Annotated in this window: 26 protein-coding genes; all 26 read left to right on the top strand. The window is 58.6% G+C overall.

Annotated elements, in window-relative coordinates; translation table 11 throughout:
• Positions 1–3 precede the first annotated feature (3 nt).
• The 26 genes from rpoC (at position 4) to secY (ending at position 19,279) form a co-directional block, all read left to right on the top strand.
• Positions 4–4,143, top strand: a complete 4,140-nt coding sequence (gene rpoC, locus FPL22_RS14155) for a DNA-directed RNA polymerase subunit beta' (protein WP_144353637.1) — start codon at positions 4–6, stop codon at positions 4,141–4,143.
• 561 nt (positions 4,144–4,704) lie between these two features.
• Complete coding sequence (rpsL, locus tag FPL22_RS14160; RefSeq protein WP_144353638.1) at positions 4,705–5,088, top strand: 30S ribosomal protein S12; 384 nt, start codon at positions 4,705–4,707, stop codon at positions 5,086–5,088.
• A gap of 25 nt (positions 5,089–5,113) precedes the next feature.
• Positions 5,114–5,587, top strand: coding sequence for a 30S ribosomal protein S7 (gene rpsG / locus FPL22_RS14165; protein WP_144353639.1), 474 nt, complete (start codon positions 5,114–5,116; stop codon positions 5,585–5,587).
• A 22-nt stretch (positions 5,588–5,609) separates the two neighbouring features.
• Positions 5,610–7,793, top strand: a complete 2,184-nt coding sequence (gene fusA, locus FPL22_RS14170) for an elongation factor G (RefSeq protein ID WP_203235161.1) — start codon at positions 5,610–5,612, stop codon at positions 7,791–7,793.
• A 21-nt stretch (positions 7,794–7,814) separates the two neighbouring features.
• On the top strand, positions 7,815–8,123 hold the full coding sequence (gene rpsJ, locus FPL22_RS14175) for a 30S ribosomal protein S10 (RefSeq protein WP_144353641.1): 309 nt from the start codon (positions 7,815–7,817) through the stop codon (positions 8,121–8,123).
• Positions 8,124–8,246: 123 nt separating this feature from the next.
• Entirely contained in the window at positions 8,247–8,897 is a 651-nt protein-coding gene (rplC, locus tag FPL22_RS14180) for a 50S ribosomal protein L3 (protein ID WP_144353642.1), read from the top strand.
• Positions 8,898–8,917: 20 nt separating this feature from the next.
• A complete protein-coding gene (gene rplD, locus FPL22_RS14185; RefSeq protein ID WP_144353643.1) occupies positions 8,918–9,553 on the top strand; it encodes a 50S ribosomal protein L4 in 636 nt (211 codons plus the stop codon).
• Complete coding sequence (gene rplW, locus FPL22_RS14190) at positions 9,553–9,831, top strand: 50S ribosomal protein L23 (RefSeq protein WP_144353644.1); 279 nt, start codon at positions 9,553–9,555, stop codon at positions 9,829–9,831. Before rplD ends, rplW begins: the two co-directional genes overlap by 1 nt.
• 17 nt (positions 9,832–9,848) lie before the next feature.
• Positions 9,849–10,718 carry a 50S ribosomal protein L2 gene (gene rplB, locus FPL22_RS14195; RefSeq protein WP_144353645.1) on the top strand — a complete coding sequence of 290 codons (870 nt, stop codon included), beginning with the start codon at positions 9,849–9,851 and terminating at the stop codon, positions 10,716–10,718.
• Positions 10,719–10,736: 18 nt separating this feature from the next.
• On the top strand, positions 10,737–11,015 hold the full coding sequence (gene rpsS / locus FPL22_RS14200; protein WP_144353646.1) for a 30S ribosomal protein S19: 279 nt from the start codon (positions 10,737–10,739) through the stop codon (positions 11,013–11,015).
• Positions 11,016–11,032: 17 nt separating this feature from the next.
• Positions 11,033–11,368: a hypothetical protein gene (locus tag FPL22_RS14205; protein WP_144353647.1), complete on the top strand. Its 336-nt coding sequence runs from the start codon at positions 11,033–11,035 to the stop codon at positions 11,366–11,368.
• Positions 11,369–11,435: 67 nt separating this feature from the next.
• Positions 11,436–11,777: a 50S ribosomal protein L22 gene (rplV, locus tag FPL22_RS14210; protein WP_144353648.1), complete on the top strand. Its 342-nt coding sequence runs from the start codon at positions 11,436–11,438 to the stop codon at positions 11,775–11,777.
• Positions 11,778–11,786: 9 nt separating this feature from the next.
• Entirely contained in the window at positions 11,787–12,422 is a 636-nt protein-coding gene (gene rpsC / locus FPL22_RS14215; protein WP_144353649.1) for a 30S ribosomal protein S3, read from the top strand.
• Between the two features lie 44 nt (positions 12,423–12,466).
• Positions 12,467–12,889, top strand: coding sequence for a 50S ribosomal protein L16 (gene rplP / locus FPL22_RS14220; RefSeq protein ID WP_144353650.1), 423 nt, complete (start codon positions 12,467–12,469; stop codon positions 12,887–12,889).
• Between the two features lie 28 nt (positions 12,890–12,917).
• A complete protein-coding gene (rpmC, locus tag FPL22_RS14225; RefSeq protein ID WP_144353651.1) occupies positions 12,918–13,121 on the top strand; it encodes a 50S ribosomal protein L29 in 204 nt (67 codons plus the stop codon).
• A gap of 31 nt (positions 13,122–13,152) precedes the next feature.
• Positions 13,153–13,485 carry a 30S ribosomal protein S17 gene (rpsQ, locus tag FPL22_RS14230; RefSeq protein WP_144353652.1) on the top strand — a complete coding sequence of 111 codons (333 nt, stop codon included), beginning with the start codon at positions 13,153–13,155 and terminating at the stop codon, positions 13,483–13,485.
• A 27-nt stretch (positions 13,486–13,512) separates the two neighbouring features.
• On the top strand, positions 13,513–13,878 hold the full coding sequence (gene rplN / locus FPL22_RS14235; protein ID WP_144353653.1) for a 50S ribosomal protein L14: 366 nt from the start codon (positions 13,513–13,515) through the stop codon (positions 13,876–13,878).
• A gap of 1 nt (position 13,879) precedes the next feature.
• A complete protein-coding gene (gene rplX, locus FPL22_RS14240) occupies positions 13,880–14,149 on the top strand; it encodes a 50S ribosomal protein L24 (RefSeq protein ID WP_144353654.1) in 270 nt (89 codons plus the stop codon).
• Between the two features lie 126 nt (positions 14,150–14,275).
• Entirely contained in the window at positions 14,276–14,869 is a 594-nt protein-coding gene (rplE, locus tag FPL22_RS14245) for a 50S ribosomal protein L5 (protein WP_144353655.1), read from the top strand.
• Between the two features lie 12 nt (positions 14,870–14,881).
• A complete protein-coding gene (rpsN, locus tag FPL22_RS14250) occupies positions 14,882–15,187 on the top strand; it encodes a 30S ribosomal protein S14 (protein WP_144353656.1) in 306 nt (101 codons plus the stop codon).
• A 58-nt stretch (positions 15,188–15,245) separates the two neighbouring features.
• Positions 15,246–15,638 (top strand): 30S ribosomal protein S8, encoded by a 393-nt coding sequence (rpsH, locus tag FPL22_RS14255; protein WP_144353657.1) that lies wholly within the window; start codon positions 15,246–15,248, stop codon positions 15,636–15,638.
• 16 nt (positions 15,639–15,654) lie between these two features.
• Entirely contained in the window at positions 15,655–16,191 is a 537-nt protein-coding gene (gene rplF, locus FPL22_RS14260; protein WP_144353658.1) for a 50S ribosomal protein L6, read from the top strand.
• A 47-nt stretch (positions 16,192–16,238) separates the two neighbouring features.
• On the top strand, positions 16,239–16,601 hold the full coding sequence (rplR, locus tag FPL22_RS14265) for a 50S ribosomal protein L18 (RefSeq protein WP_144353659.1): 363 nt from the start codon (positions 16,239–16,241) through the stop codon (positions 16,599–16,601).
• A gap of 3 nt (positions 16,602–16,604) precedes the next feature.
• A complete protein-coding gene (rpsE, locus tag FPL22_RS14270; RefSeq protein ID WP_144353660.1) occupies positions 16,605–17,177 on the top strand; it encodes a 30S ribosomal protein S5 in 573 nt (190 codons plus the stop codon).
• Positions 17,178–17,248: 71 nt separating this feature from the next.
• A complete protein-coding gene (gene rplO / locus FPL22_RS14275; RefSeq protein ID WP_144353661.1) occupies positions 17,249–17,695 on the top strand; it encodes a 50S ribosomal protein L15 in 447 nt (148 codons plus the stop codon).
• Positions 17,696–17,776: 81 nt separating this feature from the next.
• Positions 17,777–19,279, top strand: coding sequence for a preprotein translocase subunit SecY (gene secY, locus FPL22_RS14280; protein ID WP_144353662.1), 1,503 nt, complete (start codon positions 17,777–17,779; stop codon positions 19,277–19,279).
• The last annotated feature ends 81 nt before the right edge of the window (positions 19,280–19,360 follow it).

The following is a 19,360-nucleotide window of genomic DNA, read 5'->3' on the forward strand; positions in this document are numbered from 1 at the left end:
AATATGAGCATTCAACCCAACGAAGTTGCCGCCGGTGCCCGCGAAGAAACTCGCGCCGCGCTCGGTCTGGAAGAGAGCCCGTTCGACTGCGTCTCCATCACCGTCTCCTCTCCGGAGACGATCCGCGCCTGGTCCAAGGGCGAGGTCAAGAACCCCGAGACGATCAATTACCGCACCTTCAAGCCCGAGCCGGGTGGTCTTTTCTGCCAAAAGATCTTCGGACCGGTCCGTGACTACGAGTGCGCCTGCGGAAAATACAAGCGCATCAAATACAAGGACGTCGTCTGCGATCGTTGCGGCGTCGAAGTGACCATCTCCCGCGTTCGTCGCGAGCGCATGGGCCACATCGAACTCGCTGTGCCCGTCGCCCACATCTGGTTCCTCAAGTCGATGCCTTCGCGCCTCGGCCTTCTCCTCGACATGACCGCTCGTTCGCTCGAGCGCGTCATCTACTATGAGAACTACATGGTCGTCGATCCGGGCAAGACCCCGCTCGAACTGAAGCAGCTCCTCACCGACGTCGAATACCGCCAGGCCCTCGACGAATACGGTGACGACTCCTTCGTCGCCAAGATGGGTGCCGAGGCCGTCCGTGACTGCCTCGTCAAGACCGACATGGAGGCGACCGTCGCCGAGCTCCAGGAGCAGATGCGCGCCACCAAGTCCAAGCAGATCAAAAAGAAGCTCTCGAAGCGTCTCAAGGTCATCCAGGGCTTCATCCACTCCCAGTCCCGTCCCGAGTGGATGGTCCTCGAAGTGCTGCCCGTCATCCCGCCCGACCTCCGTCCCCTCGTTCCCCTCGAAGGCGGCCGTTTCGCGACGTCCGACCTGAACGATCTCTATCGCCGCGTCATCAACCGCAATAACCGTTTGCGCAACCTGATGCAGCTCAAGACGCCTGACGTTATCATCCATAACGAAAAGCGCATGTTGCAGGAAGCCGTTGACGCTCTGTTCGACAACGGTCGCCACGGTCGTCCCGTCACGGGCGCCGGCAACCGTCCCTTGAAGTCCCTCTCGGACATGCTCAAGGGCAAGCAGGGTCGTTTCCGCCAAAACTTGCTCGGCAAGCGCGTGGACTACTCCGGCCGTTCCGTCATCGTCATCGGTCCCGAGCTCAAGCTCAACCAATGCGGTCTCCCCAAGAAGATGGCGCTGGTTCTCTTCGAACCGTTCATCATTCGCCGCCTCAAGGAACTCGGCTTCGTGCACACCGTCCGCGGTGCCCGCAAGATGATCGAGAAGAAGTCCCCTGAAGTCTGGGACATCTTGGAAGAAGTCACCAAGGGCCACCCGGTTCTCCTGAATCGTGCGCCGACCCTTCACCGTCTGTCCATTCAGGCGTTCGAACCCGTCCTGATCGAGGGCGAGGCGATCCGCGTTCACCCGCTCGTCTGCACAGCTTACAACGCTGACTTCGACGGTGACCAGATGGCCGTGCACGTTCCGTTGTCCCTCGAGGCTGTCATGGAGTGCAAACTCCTCATGATGGCGACGAACAACATCTTCTCGCCGTCCTCCGGCAAGCCGATTTTGACGCCCTCGCAGGACATCGTTCTCGGTGCCTACTACCTCACGATCGAGCCGCGCAAAAAGCCCGAAAAGGGCGTGCATGTTCCGCTGCTCTCCGGCCTCCAGGAAGTTCTCTTCGTTAAGGCTGATGGCGCGCTCAAGATGCATGACTGGGTCGAGGTTCCTAATCCCGACTTCCAGCGCGAAACCGTTTTCGGCAACCCCGAAAAACGCACGATCCGCACCACTGTGGGTCGCGTGATCTTCAACCAGATCTGGCCCGCCGGTCTCGGCTTCGTGAACTTCCCTGTTCCGAAGGGCAAGCTCGGCGACCTCATCCTGAACACCTACAAGGTGGCCGGCGACAGCGTCACCGTTGAGACCCTCGACAAGCTCAAGGAGCTCGGCTTCCAGACCGCCATGCACGCCGGTATCTCCATCGGTATCGACGACATGATTATCCCTGAGGATAAGAAAGACATCGTCATCGATTCCCGTAAGAAGATCACCGAGGTCGAAGCCCAGTTCAATAAGGGTATCATCACCGACGGCGAACGCTACAATAAGGTCGTCGATATCTGGACCGGTGCGACCGACAAGATCGCCAAGGCCGTATTCGCCAAGCTGGAGAACAACGATGGCAAGACCGAGGTTAACCCGGTCTACATCATGATGGACTCCGGCGCGCGCGGTAACAAACAGCAGGTTCGTCAGCTGTGCGGCACCCGCGGTCTTATGGCCAAGCCTTCGGGCGAAATCATTGAGCGCCCGATTCTGTCCTCGTTCCGCGAAGGCCTCACGGTTCTCGAATACTTCATCTCGACCCACGGCGCCCGCAAGGGTCTCGCCGACACCGCGCTCAAGACTGCCGACGCCGGCTACCTCACCCGTAAGCTGTGCGACGTCGCCATGGACGTGATCATTTCCGAAGAAGACACCGGCAGCCGTGATGGCATCTGGAAGAAGTCGATCTTCGAAGGTGACGACGAAATCATCAACCTTCGTGAACGTATCGTCGGCCGTTGCTCGTCCGATGATATCTACAACCCGCTCAACCCGTCCGAGCTGCTGGTCGCTTCCGGTGACCTCATCAGCGAAGAGCTCTCGATCAAGATCATTGATTGCGGCATCGAGCGCGTGAAGATCATGTCGCCCCTTACTTCGATCAGCCCCAATGGCATCGATGCGAAGAGCTACGGCATTCACCCCGCCACCAACCGTCTCGCCAAGCAGGGTGACTCCGTCGGCATCATCGCCGCCCAGTCCATCGGCGAACCCGGCACGCAGCTCACGATGCGCACGTTCCACATCGGTGGCGTCGCTTCCGGCGGATTCAAAACGCCCGAGATCCGCGTCCGCAGCTCCGGAACCGTTCGCTACAAGGGCCTGCGCCTGGTGGAAACGGCCGACGGTGCCGCCATCGTGCTCAACAAAACCGGCACTATCCAGATTCTGGATACCGATGATCGCGAACTCGAGACCTACAACATTGTGGTCGGCTCCTTCCTGCATGTTGGCGATGGCGCCAAGATCGAGAAGGGTGCCGTGCTCGCCCAGTGGGATCCGTATAACATCCCCGTGCTCTCTGAAAAGGGCGGCACGCTCGGGTTCAAGGACATGATCCCCGGTGTCACCGTGAAGCGCGAACTCGACGAATCGTCGGGCCGCATCGCCACGGTCGTCATCGAGCACAAGGAAGACCTCAATCCGCAGATCGAGGTTCGCGACGAGAAGGGCAAGGCCATCGCTGCCTACGCCATTCCGGTCGGCGCGCAGATCGCGGTTCAGGAAGGTGATATCATCGCTCCCGGTTCCTTGCTCGCCAAGACGCCGCGTCAGGCGTCCAAGACCAAGGACATCACGGGTGGTCTTCCCCGCGTCGCCGAGCTCTTCGAAGCCCGTCGTCCGAAGGATGCCGCCGAGATGGCCCGTATCGACGGCGTTGTTTCGTTCGAAGGCACGCTGCGCGGCAAGCGCAAGCTGGTCGTTCGTAACGAAGAGACCGCCCAGGAAGAGGAGCATCTCATCCCGACCGGCAAGCACATCATCGTGCAGCCGGGTGACGTCGTCCACAAGGGCCAGCATCTCACGGAAGGCTCCGCCGATCCGCACGAGATCTTGGAAATCCTCGGGCCGTCCGCGCTGTATGAGTTCCTCATCGGCCAGGTGCAGGAGGTTTACCGCCTGCAGGGCGTGACGATTAACGACAAGCACATCGAAATCATCATCCGCCAGATGCTCCGCAAGGTTCGCATCACCGATCCGGGTGACAGCGAATACTTCTGGGGTGAGCAGGTTGATCGCGCCGCCTTCCTGGCCGACAACAAGCGTCTCGACGAAGCCGGCGGCAAGCCTGCTGAAGCCGAGCCGATCCTCCTCGGTATCACCAAGGCCTCCCTCGAGACCGAATCGTTCATCTCTGCTGCGTCGTTCCAAGAGACGACCCGCGTGCTGACCGACGCCTCAACCCTAGGCAAGGTGGACCTCTTGAAGGGCTTCAAGGAAAACGTCATCATGGGTCACTTGATCCCTGCCGGCACCGGTCTGCCTGCCTACAAGAACCTCCGTATCAGTCTGCCGTTTGGCGAAGAGCTCCCTACTGAGGAGCCTGTCGCTTCCCAGGCCGGTTGATCTGGTGAAAACCTCAAAGCCGCGGGCCAAAAGCCCGCGGCTTTTTTGTGCACCCATGAATCGAGTATTGGTATCTTAAAAATGGATACATATTCAAATTTTGAATACGTTATAAGTTTTTCTGTGGTTTGTGTATCGCTGCGGGTTTGATGTTGCGCGTGGCGGGCCTGCGGGGAGGGGGAATCCTCATTGGGGGTGGCCTGTGCGCATCATCAAGGGTGGGAGTGATCACGGTTGGATTTTGGTATTCCTGGGGTTGTTTTCATTATCTGGTTTCGTGCGGTGTAAGCGGATTGGTCTGGTAGGCGGGGTGGGGTAGGGCCTCGCCACGCGCGTCGCTACTTTGCCCTTGTGGCGGTGAGAGGCTTCCGGTTGGCTTAAACCTCACATTCCCTTCTTGCGCGTTGTCCGGTTGCACGGGCGAACGCTTTAATCCGAAAAAAACCGCGCCAAAACGTTGGTTTTTCCGGGCGTCAATTATTTTTCCTAGAATCTGCTTGCCGACATTTCCCGGCTTGGTAGCTTCCGCCTCTTTTCCTCATTTCATAGCAACACTTCGATATGCCAACCATCAACCAACTCGTGCGCAAGGGACGTCGTCAAATTCGCGCGAAGTCCAAGTCGCCCGCTCTCGAGGGTAACCCCTTCCGCCGTGGCGTTTGCGTGCAGGTCATGACCCGCACCCCCAAGAAGCCCAACTCCGCTATCCGTAAGGTCGCGAAGGTTCGTCTGACCAATGGCAGCGAAGTGATCTCCTACATTCCCGACGAGGGCCACAACCTCCAAGAGCACTCCATTGTGCTCGTGCGCGGTGGCCGCGTTAAGGACTTGCCTGGTGTTCGCTACCACATTGTCCGTGGCACCCTCGACGCCACCGGCGTCGAAAAGCGCCGTCGCAGCCGTTCCAAATACGGCGTCAAGCGTCCTAAGGCCGCCAAGAAGTAAACCAACCCTAAGGAACACCTAGACCATGTCACGCCGCCGCAAAGCAGTTAAGCGTCAAACGACGCCCGATATCCGCTACAACAGCACCCTCGTCGCTCACCTCGTTAATGTGGTGATGCAGGATGGTAAGAAGAACACCGCCGAGCGCATCGTTTACGGTGCCTTTGAGAAGGTCTCCGAGAAACTCGAAAAGGGTGATCCGGTTGATCTGATGATCGGTGCTCTCGAAAACGCCCGTCCTCGTCTTGAAGTGAAGAGCCGCCGCGTCGGTGGTGCCACCTACCAGGTTCCCGTGGAAATTTCCTACGAGCGCCAGGAGAGCCTTGCTCTCCGTTGGATCGTGAAAGCCGCCACTGGCCGCAAGGGCACTCCCATGAAGGACGCCTTGGCTTCCGAAATCGTCGATGCCTACAACAACACGGGCAGCGTCGTTAAGAAGAAGGAAGATACTCACAAGATGGCCCAGGCCAATCGCGCCTTCGCCCACCTCCGCTGGTAAGCCGTTAGTTTAATTGCTGCTCATGTCCGACGCTCCCGTCATCACTATCGTCACCGACAAGTCGAAGGTTTCTCCGGTTAACTCCAAGAACCGTCCCTTCCCCCTCGAGTGGACCCGTAACATCGGTATTGCCGCGCACATTGACGCCGGCAAAACGACCACTTCTGAACGCATCCTGTTTTACTCGGGCAGCGTTCACAAGATGGGCGAAGTGCACGAAGGCACTGCCGTGACTGACTGGATGGAGCAGGAGCGTGAACGTGGTATCACGATCACCGCCGCCGCTATTTCCTGCGCCTGGAACGCTTCGTGCGGTCCGTGGAAGGGAATCAAGCAGCGCGTCAACATCATCGACACGCCCGGACACGTGGACTTCACGGCCGAGGTTGAGCGCTCCATGCGCGTTCTCGACGGTGCCGTTGCTGTGTTCTGCGCCGTCGCCGGCGTGCAGCCCCAGTCCGAGACCGTTTGGCGTCAGGCCAACAAATACGGCGTTCCCCGCGTTGCCTTCATCAACAAGATGGACCGCACCGGTGCCGATTTCTTCCGCGCTGTGTCTGAAATGCGCGAGAAGCTTGGTGCCAACGCCCATCCCCTCTTCATTCCGATCGGTAAGGAAGAGAACTTCGCGGGTGTTGTGGACCTCGTCCAGAACATCGCCTACATGTTCATCGATCCGGCTGACATGGATCTTAACCCGACGCGCCACCCGATCCCTGCCGAGTATGCTGCTCAGGCCAAGGAGTATCGCGAAAAGCTGATCGAGGCTGCGTCCGATTTCGACGACAAGCTCGCCGAGGACTACCTCAATGGCGAAGAGATCACTTCCGACGCTCTCATGACTGCGGTCCGCAAGGCCACCGTTTCCATGAAGTTCACCGGCGTGATCCCCGGTTCCGCCTTCAAGAAGAAGGGTGTGCAGCGTCTTCTGGACTGCGTGGTTAACTATCTGCCCAGCCCGATCGACGTTCCCCCGATGAAGGGTCAGGACAGCGATGGCAAAGAGGTTGAAGTTGTCGTTGACGACAATGCCAAGCTCGCCGGCCTCGCCTTCAAGCTCTGGACCGACCCGTTCGTCGGCAAGCTGGTGTTCTACCGCGTTTACACTGGCACTCTCCAGAAGGGCACCTCCCTCTACAATCCCCGCACCCGCCGTTCCGAGCGCGTCAGCCGTCTTGTGCTCATGCGCGCCATGGATCGCGAGGAAATCGACGCCGCTTACTCGGGTGACATTTGCGCCCTCGTTGGCGTCAAGGAAGTCATCACCGGTGACACGCTCTGCAACGAAGATTACGACGTTCGTCTCGAACCCCCGTCCTTCCCTGAGCCGGTTATCGCAATGTCCATCGAGCCGAACTCGAAGGCTGACCAAGAGAAACTCGGCACCGCTCTCCAGCGCCTCGTCGCTGAGGATCCGACTCTCCGCGTCAAGACCGACACCGACACCGGCCAGACCATTCTCGCCGGCATGGGTGAGCTTCACCTCGAAATCATCATCGATCGCATGAAGCGCGAGTTCAAGGTCGAGGCGACCTCGGGCAAGCCGCAGATCGCGTATCGCGAGACGATCACCACTTCCTCAGATGGCGAAGGTAAGTTCATCCGTCAGTCCGGCGGTAAGGGCCAATACGGCCATGTCGTCGTCAAGATGGAGCCCAACGAAAAGGGCAAGGGCGTCGAAGTCATTAACGAGACTGTTGGTGGTTCGATCCCGAAGGAATTCATCAAGCCCTCGACGGAAGGTATTCTCGAAGCTGCGAACAATGGTGTCGTCGCCGGTTATCCGGTGGTCGATGTCATCATCCGTATCGTTGACGGTTCCTTCCACGACGTAGACTCGTCCGAAATGGCGTTCAAGATGGCCGGCATCTTCGCGTTCAAGGATGCCATGAAAGAGGCCAAGCCGATCCTCCTCGAGCCTATCATGCTCGTCGAGGTGACCACTCCTGAAGAGTATCAGGGCGACCTCATCGGCGATATCAACCGTCGTCGCGGCCGTATCAACGGCATGGAGTCCAAGAACGCTGCTTGTATCATCAACTCGCACGTTCCGCTTGAGATGCTCTTCGGTTACGTCACCGACATCCGATCGCTCTCCAAGGGCCGCGCCAGCGCCTCCATTTCCCCCTCCCATTTCGAGCAGGTTCCGAACTCGCTCCTCACCAAGATCGTCGAGTCCTCCACCAAGGCTCCCGCTCGCACCTAATACTTCGTTCTTTTTATCGTCATGAAAGGTCAACGCATCCGCATCAAACTCCAAGGCTACGACTATCGCGTCATCGATCAGTCCGCTTCGGAAATCGTCGAGACCGCCAAGCGCTCCGGCGCTCGTGTTTCTGGCCCGATCCCTCTTCCCACTCGCATCGAGAAGCTTACGGTCAACCGTTCGCCGCACGTCGACAAGAAGTCCATGGAGCAGTTCGAAACGCGCACGCACAAGCGCCTCATCGACATCATCGAGCCGACCGCTCAGACGGTCGATGAGCTCAAGAAATTAAATCTGCCTTCGGGCGTTGACATCACCATCAACGTTTGAGTTAACCACCGACTCTGTTCTTACATACTTTACTTTAGCAGTATCCCATGTGCACCCCGTGCACCTCTGGGTTTCTCTAATGTAGGTCGTTAAACGGAAATATTTTCCACCTACCACTTAGCCATGTCCATCAGCACCCTACTCGGTAAAAAAATCGGGATGACGCAGGTCTATGACGCTCAAAACGTCTTGGTCCCCGTCACCGTGGTCGAAGCCGGCCCATGCCCGGTCGTCCAAATCAAGACAACTCAGGTTGACGGTTATAACGCCGTTCAGCTTGGCTTCTCCAAGCAGAAGTCCAAGAACGCCTCCAAGGCTGAAAAGAACCACGCCGCCAAGGCTGGTCTTGAAGATGCCCCCCGCGTTCTCAGCGAAGTTCGCCTCACTGAGGCTTCCACCCTTAAGATCGGTGATATTCTCACCGTGGCTGACTTCACTGAAGGCCAGCTCGTTGACGTCATCGGCGTCACCAAGGGCAAAGGTTTCCAAGGCGTTGTGAAACGTTTCCGTGTCGGTGGCGGTCCCGCCACGCACGGTTCCATGTTCCACCGCCGTATCGGTTCCATCGGTATGCGCCAGACCCCTGGCCGCGTCTGGAAGAATCAGGCGATGCCTGGCCACATGGGCCAGCTCCGCGTCACTCAGCAGAACCTGCTGGTCGTGAAAATCCTCCCCGAGAAGAACATCCTTCTCGTCAAGGGTGCCATCCCCGGCGCCAACGGTGACGACGTGATCGTTCGCACCGCCATCAAGGGTCAGCCCAAGAAAGCCTAACCCTTAAGAGAACACTGCACATGAAACTCAAAGTTTTCAGCTCCGACGGTAAGACCTCCCGCGAACAAGATTTCGACGGTCTCCCGACCTTCGAAGGCGACAAGGGCCTCCAGGCCGTTAAGGAAGTTATCGTCGCTATCAACGCCAACAACCGTCTCGGCACCCACTCCACGAAAACCCGTGGCGAAGTGTCTGGCGGCGGCAAGAAGCCCTGGCGTCAAAAGGGCACCGGTCGCGCCCGCGCCGGTTCCACCCGCTCCCCGATCTGGGTTGGCGGTGGCGTCGTCTTCGGCCCCAAGCCCCGCGACTACTCCAAGAAGATCAACTCCAAGGTGAAGGCACTTGCTTTCAGCCGCGCTCTTTTTGACCGCCTCGCCGCTGGCGAAGTGGATCTCATCGAGACCTTCGAGGCCAATCCCGTAAAGACCAAGGTCATGAGCCAGATCATTGAGCGCATCGCGCCCAAGGGTAAGATTCTCATCGTGGACAAAGAGTTCACTGCCGACACCGCCCGTGTCGTCGCCAACATCCAGCGCATTTCCGTCCAGGAAGCCAACGAGCTCAACACCCTCGATCTTGCCCAATACAAGAAGATCATCGTGAGCCTCACCGCGCTCGAAACCATCATCGCCCGCGTCAACGGAGGTAAGAACTAATGAGCGCCAACGTCCTTAAACTCGTTCGTCTGACCGAGAAGTCCAACAAGCTCTCTTCCGAGCTTGGTCAATACAGCTTCCAGGTCGCGATCAACAGCAACAAGCACCAGATCGCGGAAGCCGTTGAAAAGGCTTTCAAGGTCTCCGTGACCCGCGTCAACACCGCTGTTTACCGCGGTAAAAACAAAAAGAGCCGTCAAGGCCGCCCGAGCATGACCGCCGACTATAAGAAGGCCGTCGTGACCCTGAAGGCTGGCGACAAGATCGAGCTCGTCTAATCCGGAGAACACACACCATGCCTCTCACTCCCATTCGTCGTCCCCTCACGCCTTCCCAGCGCTTTACGCAGCTGAACAAGCCCGAGGGTCTTTCCAAAAAACGCCCCGAGGCCAAGCTCACTGAGCCGAAACCCAAGACCGGTGGTCGTAACGTTTATGGTCGCATCACCTCGCGTCGTCGCGGCGGTGGCCACAAACAGCTTTACCGCATTATCGACTTCAAGCGTGACATCCTCGACATGCCTGCCCGCGTGCAGGCCATCGAGTATGACCCGAATCGCACGGCGCACATCGCCCTCATCGCTTATTCCAGCGGCGAGAAGCGCTACATCCTTGCTCCTAAGGGCCTCAAGGCTGGCGACACCATCGTCACCTCGAACAAGGCTTCGTTGAACGACTTCAATGTCGGCAACAACTTCCCCCTGTCGATCATCCCTCCTTCCACCAAGCTGCACAACGTCGAGCTTGTCCCGGGCCGTGGCGCCCAGCTCGGCCGCACCGCCGGCACCTCGATCGAGCTCGTCAACGTCGAGAACGGAGCCGCGCAGATAAAGTTGCCCTCCGGCGAAGTCCGCCTGGTCAACCCGAACTGCCGCGCCACCATCGGTGAAGTCGGTAACGGTGACCAGATCAACGCCTCGCTCGGCAAAGCCGGTCGTAATCGTTGGCTCGGCAACCGTCCCCGTCAGCGCGGTGTTTCTATGAACCCGGTCGACCACCCCAACGGTGGTGGTCAGGGCAAGTCCAAGGGTGGTGGCGGTCGCCAGCACCTCGTATCCCCGTGGGGCCAGCTCGCCAAGGGCTTCCCGACCCGCAAACGCTCGAAGCCTTCGAGCGCCCAGATCCTTGTCCGCCATAACGGTCGCAAGCCGCGCGGTCAGAAGTAATTTCTACACCTTACCAACATGGCACGCTCCATCAAAAAAGGTTTCTTCGTTGATTACCACCTGCTCGAGAAAATCGAGAAGGCCATTAAGGCCGGTGGCTCCAAGAAGCCCATCCAAACCTGGTCCCGCCGCTCGACGATCACCCCCGATTTCATCGGACACACGTTCAGCGTTCACAACGGCAAGTCCTTCATCTCGGTGCACGTCACCGAGAACATGGTCGGCCACAAGCTCGGCGAATTCGCGCTCACCCGCGTGTTCAAGAACCACGGCGGTATGACCCGCAAGGAAATCTAAGCCGTCTACTCGCCGCCATGATCCGTCTCGTCACCACTCTCGCTCTGTTCGCCGTCGTTTCCACGACCGGCCTGCATGCGGCCGAGTTGGTGGCGAGCCGTTCGGTCGAGGCGGCTCCGGTGGTGGCCGTGCAGGCGACCCGCGTTGCGGATGTCGTTCTGCTCGGCGCCGGTTTCGAAGCCGGCCTCCGTCAGGGAATGGTGTTCAGCGTTGTGCGTGATGGCATCGAGGTTGCCGAGATTGTTCTCGTCGACCTTCGTCCCCGCGCCTCCGCCAGCCTCATTCTCCAGCTCGCGCCCGGTCAATCGATCCGGGCCGGCGACACCGCCACCGTCAAAACTCTCAAGGTATAATCAATAACTCAAAAGGGCAGGGGACTCACGGTCCTGCTGTCGCCCCAAAAGGGAATCTTTAATCAACATGGAAGTCCAAGCCCTCACCCGCTACGCGCGTATGTCCCCTAAAAAGGTGCGCGAAGTCGTTCGCACCATCCAAGGCCGTAAAGCCAACGATGCTGTCGATCTCCTCACGCTCATCCCGCGCAAATCCGCGCGTCTGATCGTCAAGACGCTCAAGAGCGCCATCGCCAACGCCGAAAACAACAACAACCTCTCCGCTGATTCCCTCATCGTGAAGAGCGCGCTCGTTGAAAACGGACCCGTCCTCAAGCGCTTCAAGGCCGGTGCCCGCGGCACTGCGATGCCCCGCCGCAAGAAGATGTCCCACATCCGCATCGTCCTCTCCGACGGTAACTCCAACTAATTTACCACCATGGGCCAAAAGACCAATCCGATCGGCTTCCGTCTCGCTGTCCGCCGTAACTGGCAGTCGCGCTGGTATGCCTCCAAGAAGGATTTCGCGAAGCTCCTCCTCGAGGACCAGATTATCCGTGAGAAACTCATGGAGAAGCTGAAGCAAGCTTCCGTTCCCCGCATCTTCATCGAGCGCGCTTCGAACCGCGTCCGCGTCAAGATCTACACCGCCCGTCCCGGCATCGTTATCGGCCGCAAGGGCGCCGAGATCGAAAACATCAAGGCCGAGCTCGCGAAGCTCACCGGCAAGGACATCCTTCTCGACATCCAGGAGGTCAAGAAGCCCGAGATCGAAGCTCAGCTCGTCGCTGAGAACGTCTGTCTCCAGCTCGAGCGTCGTATCGCTTTCCGTCGCGCCATGAAAAAGGCCGTGGAAATGGCGATGGCTCTCGGTGCCGAAGGTATCCGTATCCAGTCTTCGGGCCGTCTCGGCGGTGCCGACATCGCCCGCCGCGAATGGCAGCGCAAGGGCCGCGTGCCATTGCACACCCTCCGCGAAAACATCGACTACGGCTTTGCCGAAGCGAAAACCCTTTTCGGCAAGATCGGCGTCAAAGTCTGGATCTGCAAAAAGGAAGCCGACACGACGCTCTAATCCCGTCGTTCGACCTCTAACCAATTAACTAAAGAGAAACCATCATGGCTCTCGCTCCAGCACGCACTAAATACCGCAAATCCCAGAAGGGTTCCCGCAAGGGTAACGCTAAACGTGGCAACACGATTTCCTTCGGTGAATTCGGCCTCCAGTCCCTGACCCGTGGTCCTATGACCGGCCAGCAGATTGAAGCCGCCCGTGTTACCATCTCGCGCCACCTTAAGCGCAAAGGTAAACTCTGGATTCGCGTTTTCCCCCACAAGCCTATCACCAAGAAACCTGCCGAGACGCGCATGGGTTCCGGTAAAGGCCCTGTTGAATACTACGTCGCACAGATCAAGCCCGGTGCCGTCCTTTTCGAACTTGCCGGTGTTCCGGTGAGCGTCGCGAAGGAAGCCTTCCGCTTGGCCGACGCCAAACTGCCCTTCCACTGCCGATTCATCGTGCGTGAAGGCACCGCCGTCTAATAACCGCCCAACGGCAATCCTACACGTCATGAGCACCTACAAAGAAATCAGCGAACTCTCCCCAGCCGAGGTCGCCACCAAGCTTAACGAAACCCGCGAGAAACTCCTCCACCTCCGCCTGCGCAAGCAGACCGGCCAGGTTGAGAAGACCTCCGAGCTGCGCACCCTCCGCAAGGACATCGCCCGTCTCGAGACTGCGCGCACCGCCAAGAACAAGAAGGCTGCCGCTTAATCCGGCACGCGCCCTCAACCCGTAAAAGAACATGTCCACCACGACCCGTAATTCCCGCAAGGACCTCACCGGTTTCGTCACCAGCCGCTCTGGTGACAAGTCCATCAAGGTCACCGTCCCTTACAAGATCCCGCATCCCCGCTACCAGAAGACCATCAATCGTAAGACTGTTGTGCACGTGCACGACGAGAAGAACGAGACGAAGGTCGGCGACAAGGTCGAGATCATGGAAACCCGTCCCCTCAGCCGCCTCAAGCGCTGGCGCATCGTCAAAGTGATCGAGGCCGCCGTCGCCGCTGATGGTGCCGCCATCACCGAGAAGGACGTCGCCGAGCTCGTTCCCACGAAGAAGACCAAGGCCTGAGCCCATTAACATTTAAAAAGATCCGTCATGCTACAACTCCGTTCATGGGTAGAAGTGGCTGATAACACAGGCGCCCGTCGCGCCATGTTCATCAGCAAAAAAGGCCAAAACACCACCACCGCCGGCGTGGGTGATGTCGTCACCATTCACATCAAGGAAAGCTCCACAGATGCTTCCGTGAAGAAGGGTGAAGTCGCCAAGGCCGTCATTATCCGCACCAAGGCTCCGGTTCGCCGCGCCGATGGCAGCTATCTGCGTTTCGACAGCAACGCCGTCGTCATCCTCACCGCTGACGGCAATCCCAAGGGCACCCGTATCTTCGGCCCTGTCGCTCGCGAACTGCGTGCGAAGAACTTCATGAAGATCATCTCGCTTGCTCCGGAGGTTCTCTAAAATGGCTACCACCAAATATCACGTTAAACGCGGCGACGAGATCGTCGTCATCGCCGGCTCCCAAAAGGGCAAGACTGGTAAGGTTCTTGAGATCCTTCCCGCCAAAGATCGCGTCCGCGTCGAAGGCGTCGGCATGATCAAGCGCCACACCAAGAAGTCCCAGGAAAACCCGAACGGTGCCATCATCGAGCGCGAGGGTTCCATCCACGTCTCGAATCTCCAGAAGAAAGCCGTGTTCGATGCGTCCAAAAAACGCGCCGCCAAGGCCTGATCAACGTCATAACTTAAAATAGCGCTTGCCAGGGTCGAAGCTACATCATGTAACTTCGACCCTTTTCGCCCTATAACACACTCTCAAATTGCCATCCGGGTCGGTAATCCGGTGGCTCTTACCATAATGAGCAAAACAACTCCCTTCCTTAAACAGCACTACACCGAGCAGGTCGCCCCCGCTTTGGTGAAGAGCCGCGGCTACAAGAACACCCACCAGGTGCCGAAGATCGTCAAGATCTCCCTCAACACCGGTATCGATTCCGAAGCCGACAAAAATCAGATCGCCGACATCCAGCGCGATCTTGCCGCCATCGCCGGTCAAAAGCCGGTCCTCTCCAAGTCCAAGAAGGCCATCTCGAACTTCAAACTTCGCGAAAACCAGGTCGTTGGCGCGCACGTCACCCTCCGCGGTGAGCGCATGTGGGATTTCCTCTACCGCCTCCTCGCGGTTGCTCTCCCCACGATCCGCGACTTCCGCGGCGTTCCCTCCAAGCTCGACGGCCAGGGTAACTACAACCTTGGTATCTCCGACTTCACCATTTTCCCGGAAATCACCGTTGAAAACGTGAAGAAGGCCATGGGCCTCGATGTCACCATCGTCACCTCCGCCGGGACTGACGAAGAAGGCCGCGAGCTTCTTAAGCTCCTCGGTATGCCTTTCCGCCGCACCGAACAGCAGGTTGCTGCTGACGCCGCCGCCAAGACCAACGCAGCCTAATCACTTTTCGCCATGCCGAAGACCTCAGCCATCAATCGTAACGAGAAGCGTAAAGCCCTCACCGCCAAGTTCGCCGTCCTCCGCGCCGAACTCAAGGCGACCCTCGCCAATCCTGCCACCAACGACGAAGAGTTCTTCGCCGCGCAGAAGAAGCTTCAGAAACTGCCCCGCAACTCGTCGAAGATCCGCATCCGCAACCGTTGCTCCATGAGCGGTCGTCCTCGCGCCTTCATCCGCAAGTTCGGCGTTTCCCGTATCACCTTCCGTGAACTCGCCCTTAACGGCAAGATCCCGGGCGTGACCAAGTCCTCCTGGTAAACTTTTCGGGCCACGGGGGTCGGATATGACCCGAGCGCCTAATCTAAACAACATCCACATGACAGATCCCGTCAGCGATTTCTTGACCCGCCTGCGCAATGCGTCGAAGGCCGGTCTTGCCGAGTGCGTATCGCCGCACTCCACCCTCAAGGAGAGCCTCGCGGTGATCCTTAAAACCGAAGGCTTCGTTTCCGAAGTCTCCACTGGCATCGACGATCGTGGTCACAAGACCGTCATCGTTAAGCTCAAGTATGTCGACAAGGCTCCTGCTATCACGAACCTGTCGCGCGTTTCGACCCCCGGTCGTCGCCTCTACTACAGCTACACCGAAATCCCTCGCGTGCTGAACGGTCTCGGCATCAGCATCCTCTCGACCTCCAAGGGTCTGCTCAAGGATCAGGACGCCCGTCGCCAGAAGGTCGGCGGCGAACTGCTCTGCAACGTTTGGTAACCCGGAGAATCACCACATGTCACGCGTAGGCAAAATTCCCGTTATCATCCCCGACAAAGTTAAGGTCGACGTCAAGGGACACACCGTTTCCGTCGAAGGCCCCAAGGGCAAGGTCTCCAAGACTTTCGCGCCCGTTGTTTCCATCACCCTTGCTGACCAAAAAGTCACCATCGCTCCGAAGGATGACAGCCGCTTCTCCCGCGCCATGTTCGGCACCGTTCGCTCGGTGATCGCCGGCATGGTCAAAGGCGCTTCCGAAGGCTTCGTCAAGGACCTCGAAATCCAAGGCGTCGGCTTCAAGGCCAACCTCAAGGGCAAGGTCCTCGACCTCGCGCTCGGCTACTCGCACGCCATCCTTTTTGACATCCCCGAGGGCATCAAGATCACCGTCGTCGACCAGACCAAGGTCAAGGTCGAGGGCGCTGACAAACAGCTCGTCGGTAAAGTCACCGCGGAAATCCGCAGCTATTATCCGCCCGAGCCTTACAAGGGCAAGGGTGTCCGCATCGTTGGCGAGCGCGTCCGTCGCAAAGAAGGCAAGACCGTCGCTTAACGTTTCTTTTTATAACACTCTACCTGCTCGCAAGAGCTCAAAACTAAATGTCCACCACTCGCAAAGCAGACCTTCTTCAGAAGCGCCGTTGGCGCATCCGCAAGAAGGTGTTCGGCACCGCCGCACGTCCTCGTCTTGCCGTCCGTTTCACCAGCAAGCACGTCTATGCCCAAGCCATCGACGACGAGGCCGGCACCACGCTCGCGTTCCTCTCCAGCCTCGATGCCGATCTGCGCAAAGAGAAGCTGTCCGCCAACATCGCCGGTGCCAAGTCCCTTGGCGTCGCCTTTGCCGCCAAGGCCAAGGCCGCCGGTATCTCCTCCGTCGTGTTCGATCGCTCCGGCGCCCGTTACCACGGCAAAGTCAAAGTATTCGCTGATGCCGCCCGCGAAGGTGGTCTTGCATTCTAATATATGAGCACTGGCACCACTCCTCCCGCCGCCCCTTCCTCCGAGCATCGCTCTGAACGCGCGCCCCGTCGTGAAAACCGCGGTCCCCGCGAGGTTCCGAAGTCCCTCGACGAACACGGTAACGAGCTCGTTGAAAAGATCGTCTTCATCAATCGCTGCGCCAAGGTGGTCAAAGGTGGCCGTCGTTTCAGCTTCGCCGCACTCTCCGTTGTCGGTGACCGTAAAGGTCGCGTCGGCATCGGTTACGGCAAGGCCAACGAGGTCCCTGACGCCATCAAGAAGAGCACCGAAAACGCGAAGAAGAACTTCGTTACCGTGAAGCTCAAGGGCGACACCATTCCCCATGACGTCATGGGCGTTGCCGACGGCGGCAAGGTTCTCCTCAAGCCCGCCTCGACCGGCACTGGCCTCATCGCCGGTGGTGCCGTTCGCGCCGTGCTCGAAGCGGCCGGCATCAAGAACATCCTCACCAAGTCCAGCGGCTCCAGCAACCACATCGCTGTGGTTCATGCCACCTTGAACGGTCTGCAACAGCTTCGTCTGGCTGCCGACATCAAGGCCATCCGTTCGGCCTGATTTAGAAACCATAATCCGAGTCCCGCCCTGCGCTAAAGCAGGGTGGGGCGACCCTCCCAAAAGGAACCCACATGAAACTTCACGAACTCAAGAACGTTAAAGGCGCGATTCATCGCAAGAAGCGCGTCGGCTGCGGCGAAGGCGGCGGCCACGGTAAGACCTCCGGTCGCGGTGGCAAAGGTCAGTCGGCTCGTTCCGGCTCCTCCATCCGTCCCGGCTTCGAAGGCGGCCAGATGCCCCTTTACCGTAAGCTCCCCCATCGTGGTTTTAACAACTACGAATTCCGCACCGAGATCGCTGTGATCAACGTCGGTGACCTCGCCAAGCTGGACGCCAGCATCACCGAGGTGAACGCCGAAGTCCTCGTCAAGGCTGGTCTGATCCGCAACGGTCAGCCGGGCTTGAAGGTCCTCGGTGACGGCGAAATCAGCCGTGCCCTCAAGGTCACTGCTGGCAAGTTCTCCGAGTCGGCCAAGGCCAAACTCGAGAAGGCCGGCGGCCAGGCCATCGTCGCCTAATATTAGGTTGAGGCCGCGCGACATTAAATCGCGCGGCCTTTTTTTTCTTTCCGACTTCATTCGTCCTTCGTTTCCATCGCTGTGCTTTCCGCTTTCACGAACTCCCTGAAGATCCCTGAGCTCCGCTCGCGCATTTTCTACACTCTTGCCCTGCTGTTTGTCGCGCGCGTCGGTGCGCACATCCCGCTTCCTGGTCTTAACCCTGCGCCGCTCGCCGCCTTCTTCAAGGATCAGGCCGGCAGCACCGGTGGTGCACTGGTGGGCCTCTACAACATGTTCACCGGCGGTGCGCTCGTGAAGGGTGCCGTCTTCGCGCTGGGCATCATGCCCTACATCAGTGCCTCGATTATCTTCCAGCTGATGACTGCGGTGGTCCCCGCGCTCAGCCGTCTTCAACAGGAAGGCGACGTCGGTCGCCAGAAGCTCACGCAGTATACCCGCTACGCCACGCTCATCATCTGCTTGGTCCAGGGCACGCTACTGATCCTCGCACTCGAAAATCCCGCCCGTCTCTTCGGTCCTAATTTCGACGTCAACCTTTACGGTTCGATCGTGATCGCGCCTAAGGCTTGGTTCTTGGTGACGTCCGTCATCTTCATGACCGCCGGCACGCTGCTCCTTATGTGGCTGGGTGAGCAGATCACCGCCCGCGGTATCGGTAACGGTGTTTCCCTCCTTATCACCATCGGCATTTTGGCTGACATTCCTGGCGCCGCCGCCACGGCGTATCAGCTCTTCTTCCCAGCTATCGGTGTGAAGGGACTCGGGCTGCCGCAGGCGATCGTGATGATCCTGCTCTTCGTGCTTGTGACGATGGGTATTATCCTCGTGGTGCAGGGGCAGAGAAAGATTCCTGTTCAATACGCCAAGCGCGTGGTGGGTAATAAAGTCATGGGCGGCCAGAGCTCCTTCCTGCCGCTCAAGGTGAACTACTCGGGCGTCATGCCGGTGATCTTCGCCAGCGCGATCCTACTTTTCCCTCAGCAGATTTTCTCCCAGGTCGGTGCGGCTTTCAACATGCCGTTCCTCACCGATTTCGCGCAGAACCTCCTCCGCGGACATTGGGTTTATTACGTGTCCATGGGCACGCTCATTCTTTTCTTCAGCTACTTCTGGGTCTCCGTCATGTTCAAGCCCATCCAGATCGCCGATGACCTGAAGAAATACGGCGGCTATATCCCGGGCGTTCGCCCCGGCGAGCCGACTGCGAAATTCCTCGATTTCATCATGACCCGCATGACTCTGGCCGGCGCGATTTTCCTTACGATCATCGCCGTCATGCCCGATGTGTTCCTTTTCGAACTCAACGTTCCCCAGCGTATCGCGGTGTTCTTTGGTGGCACCGGTATGTTGATCACGGTGGGCGTCATCTTGGATACGATGAAGCAGATCGAGACATTCTTGTTGCAGCGTCACTATGACGGCTTCTTGAAGAAGGGACGCGTTCGCTCGCGCAGCGCGAATGCTGCCAGCGCCACCGGCGATGCCCTCAGCACTGAAGCCGTGATGAAAATCGCGCTCCCGATGCTTGGCCTGCTCCTCCTCGGCGTTGCTATCTGGGCCTACAAGATTATTAGCCAATAAGGGCTTTACTTCGGCTGCGGTGTCTGCACGCTCTGACCTCTTTTCTTCTTTTGGCCCTCCGGCCAAACAGAAGTTCTTACT

Origin of the sequence: Rariglobus hedericola, from assembly GCF_007559335.1 — a bacterium.
Taxonomy (GTDB): Bacteria; Verrucomicrobiota; Verrucomicrobiia; order Opitutales; family Opitutaceae; genus Rariglobus; species Rariglobus hedericola.

Coding starts and splice junctions, on each gene's coding strand:
- rplR (WP_144353659.1), top strand. CDS start 16,239: ATGTCCACCACTCGCAAAGCAGACCTTCTTCAGAAGCGCCGTTGGCGC.
- rpsS (WP_144353646.1), top strand. CDS start 10,737: ATGGCACGCTCCATCAAAAAAGGTTTCTTCGTTGATTACCACCTGCTC.
- rpsH (WP_144353657.1), top strand. CDS start 15,246: ATGACAGATCCCGTCAGCGATTTCTTGACCCGCCTGCGCAATGCGTCG.
- rpsN (WP_144353656.1), top strand. CDS start 14,882: ATGCCGAAGACCTCAGCCATCAATCGTAACGAGAAGCGTAAAGCCCTC.
- rplX (WP_144353654.1), top strand. CDS start 13,880: ATGGCTACCACCAAATATCACGTTAAACGCGGCGACGAGATCGTCGTC.
- rplN (WP_144353653.1), top strand. CDS start 13,513: ATGCTACAACTCCGTTCATGGGTAGAAGTGGCTGATAACACAGGCGCC.
- rplE (WP_144353655.1), top strand. CDS start 14,276: ATGAGCAAAACAACTCCCTTCCTTAAACAGCACTACACCGAGCAGGTC.
- rpsC (WP_144353649.1), top strand. CDS start 11,787: ATGGGCCAAAAGACCAATCCGATCGGCTTCCGTCTCGCTGTCCGCCGT.
- FPL22_RS14205 (WP_144353647.1), top strand. CDS start 11,033: ATGATCCGTCTCGTCACCACTCTCGCTCTGTTCGCCGTCGTTTCCACG.
- rpsL (WP_144353638.1), top strand. CDS start 4,705: ATGCCAACCATCAACCAACTCGTGCGCAAGGGACGTCGTCAAATTCGC.
- rplV (WP_144353648.1), top strand. CDS start 11,436: ATGGAAGTCCAAGCCCTCACCCGCTACGCGCGTATGTCCCCTAAAAAG.
- fusA (WP_203235161.1), top strand. CDS start 5,610: ATGTCCGACGCTCCCGTCATCACTATCGTCACCGACAAGTCGAAGGTT.
- rplP (WP_144353650.1), top strand. CDS start 12,467: ATGGCTCTCGCTCCAGCACGCACTAAATACCGCAAATCCCAGAAGGGT.
- rplW (WP_144353644.1), top strand. CDS start 9,553: ATGAGCGCCAACGTCCTTAAACTCGTTCGTCTGACCGAGAAGTCCAAC.
- rplD (WP_144353643.1), top strand. CDS start 8,918: ATGAAACTCAAAGTTTTCAGCTCCGACGGTAAGACCTCCCGCGAACAA.
- rpsQ (WP_144353652.1), top strand. CDS start 13,153: ATGTCCACCACGACCCGTAATTCCCGCAAGGACCTCACCGGTTTCGTC.
- rpsG (WP_144353639.1), top strand. CDS start 5,114: ATGTCACGCCGCCGCAAAGCAGTTAAGCGTCAAACGACGCCCGATATC.
- rplC (WP_144353642.1), top strand. CDS start 8,247: ATGTCCATCAGCACCCTACTCGGTAAAAAAATCGGGATGACGCAGGTC.
- rplO (WP_144353661.1), top strand. CDS start 17,249: ATGAAACTTCACGAACTCAAGAACGTTAAAGGCGCGATTCATCGCAAG.
- rpmC (WP_144353651.1), top strand. CDS start 12,918: ATGAGCACCTACAAAGAAATCAGCGAACTCTCCCCAGCCGAGGTCGCC.
- rpsJ (WP_144353641.1), top strand. CDS start 7,815: ATGAAAGGTCAACGCATCCGCATCAAACTCCAAGGCTACGACTATCGC.
- rpsE (WP_144353660.1), top strand. CDS start 16,605: ATGAGCACTGGCACCACTCCTCCCGCCGCCCCTTCCTCCGAGCATCGC.
- rplF (WP_144353658.1), top strand. CDS start 15,655: ATGTCACGCGTAGGCAAAATTCCCGTTATCATCCCCGACAAAGTTAAG.
- rpoC (WP_144353637.1), top strand. CDS start 4: ATGAGCATTCAACCCAACGAAGTTGCCGCCGGTGCCCGCGAAGAAACT.
- rplB (WP_144353645.1), top strand. CDS start 9,849: ATGCCTCTCACTCCCATTCGTCGTCCCCTCACGCCTTCCCAGCGCTTT.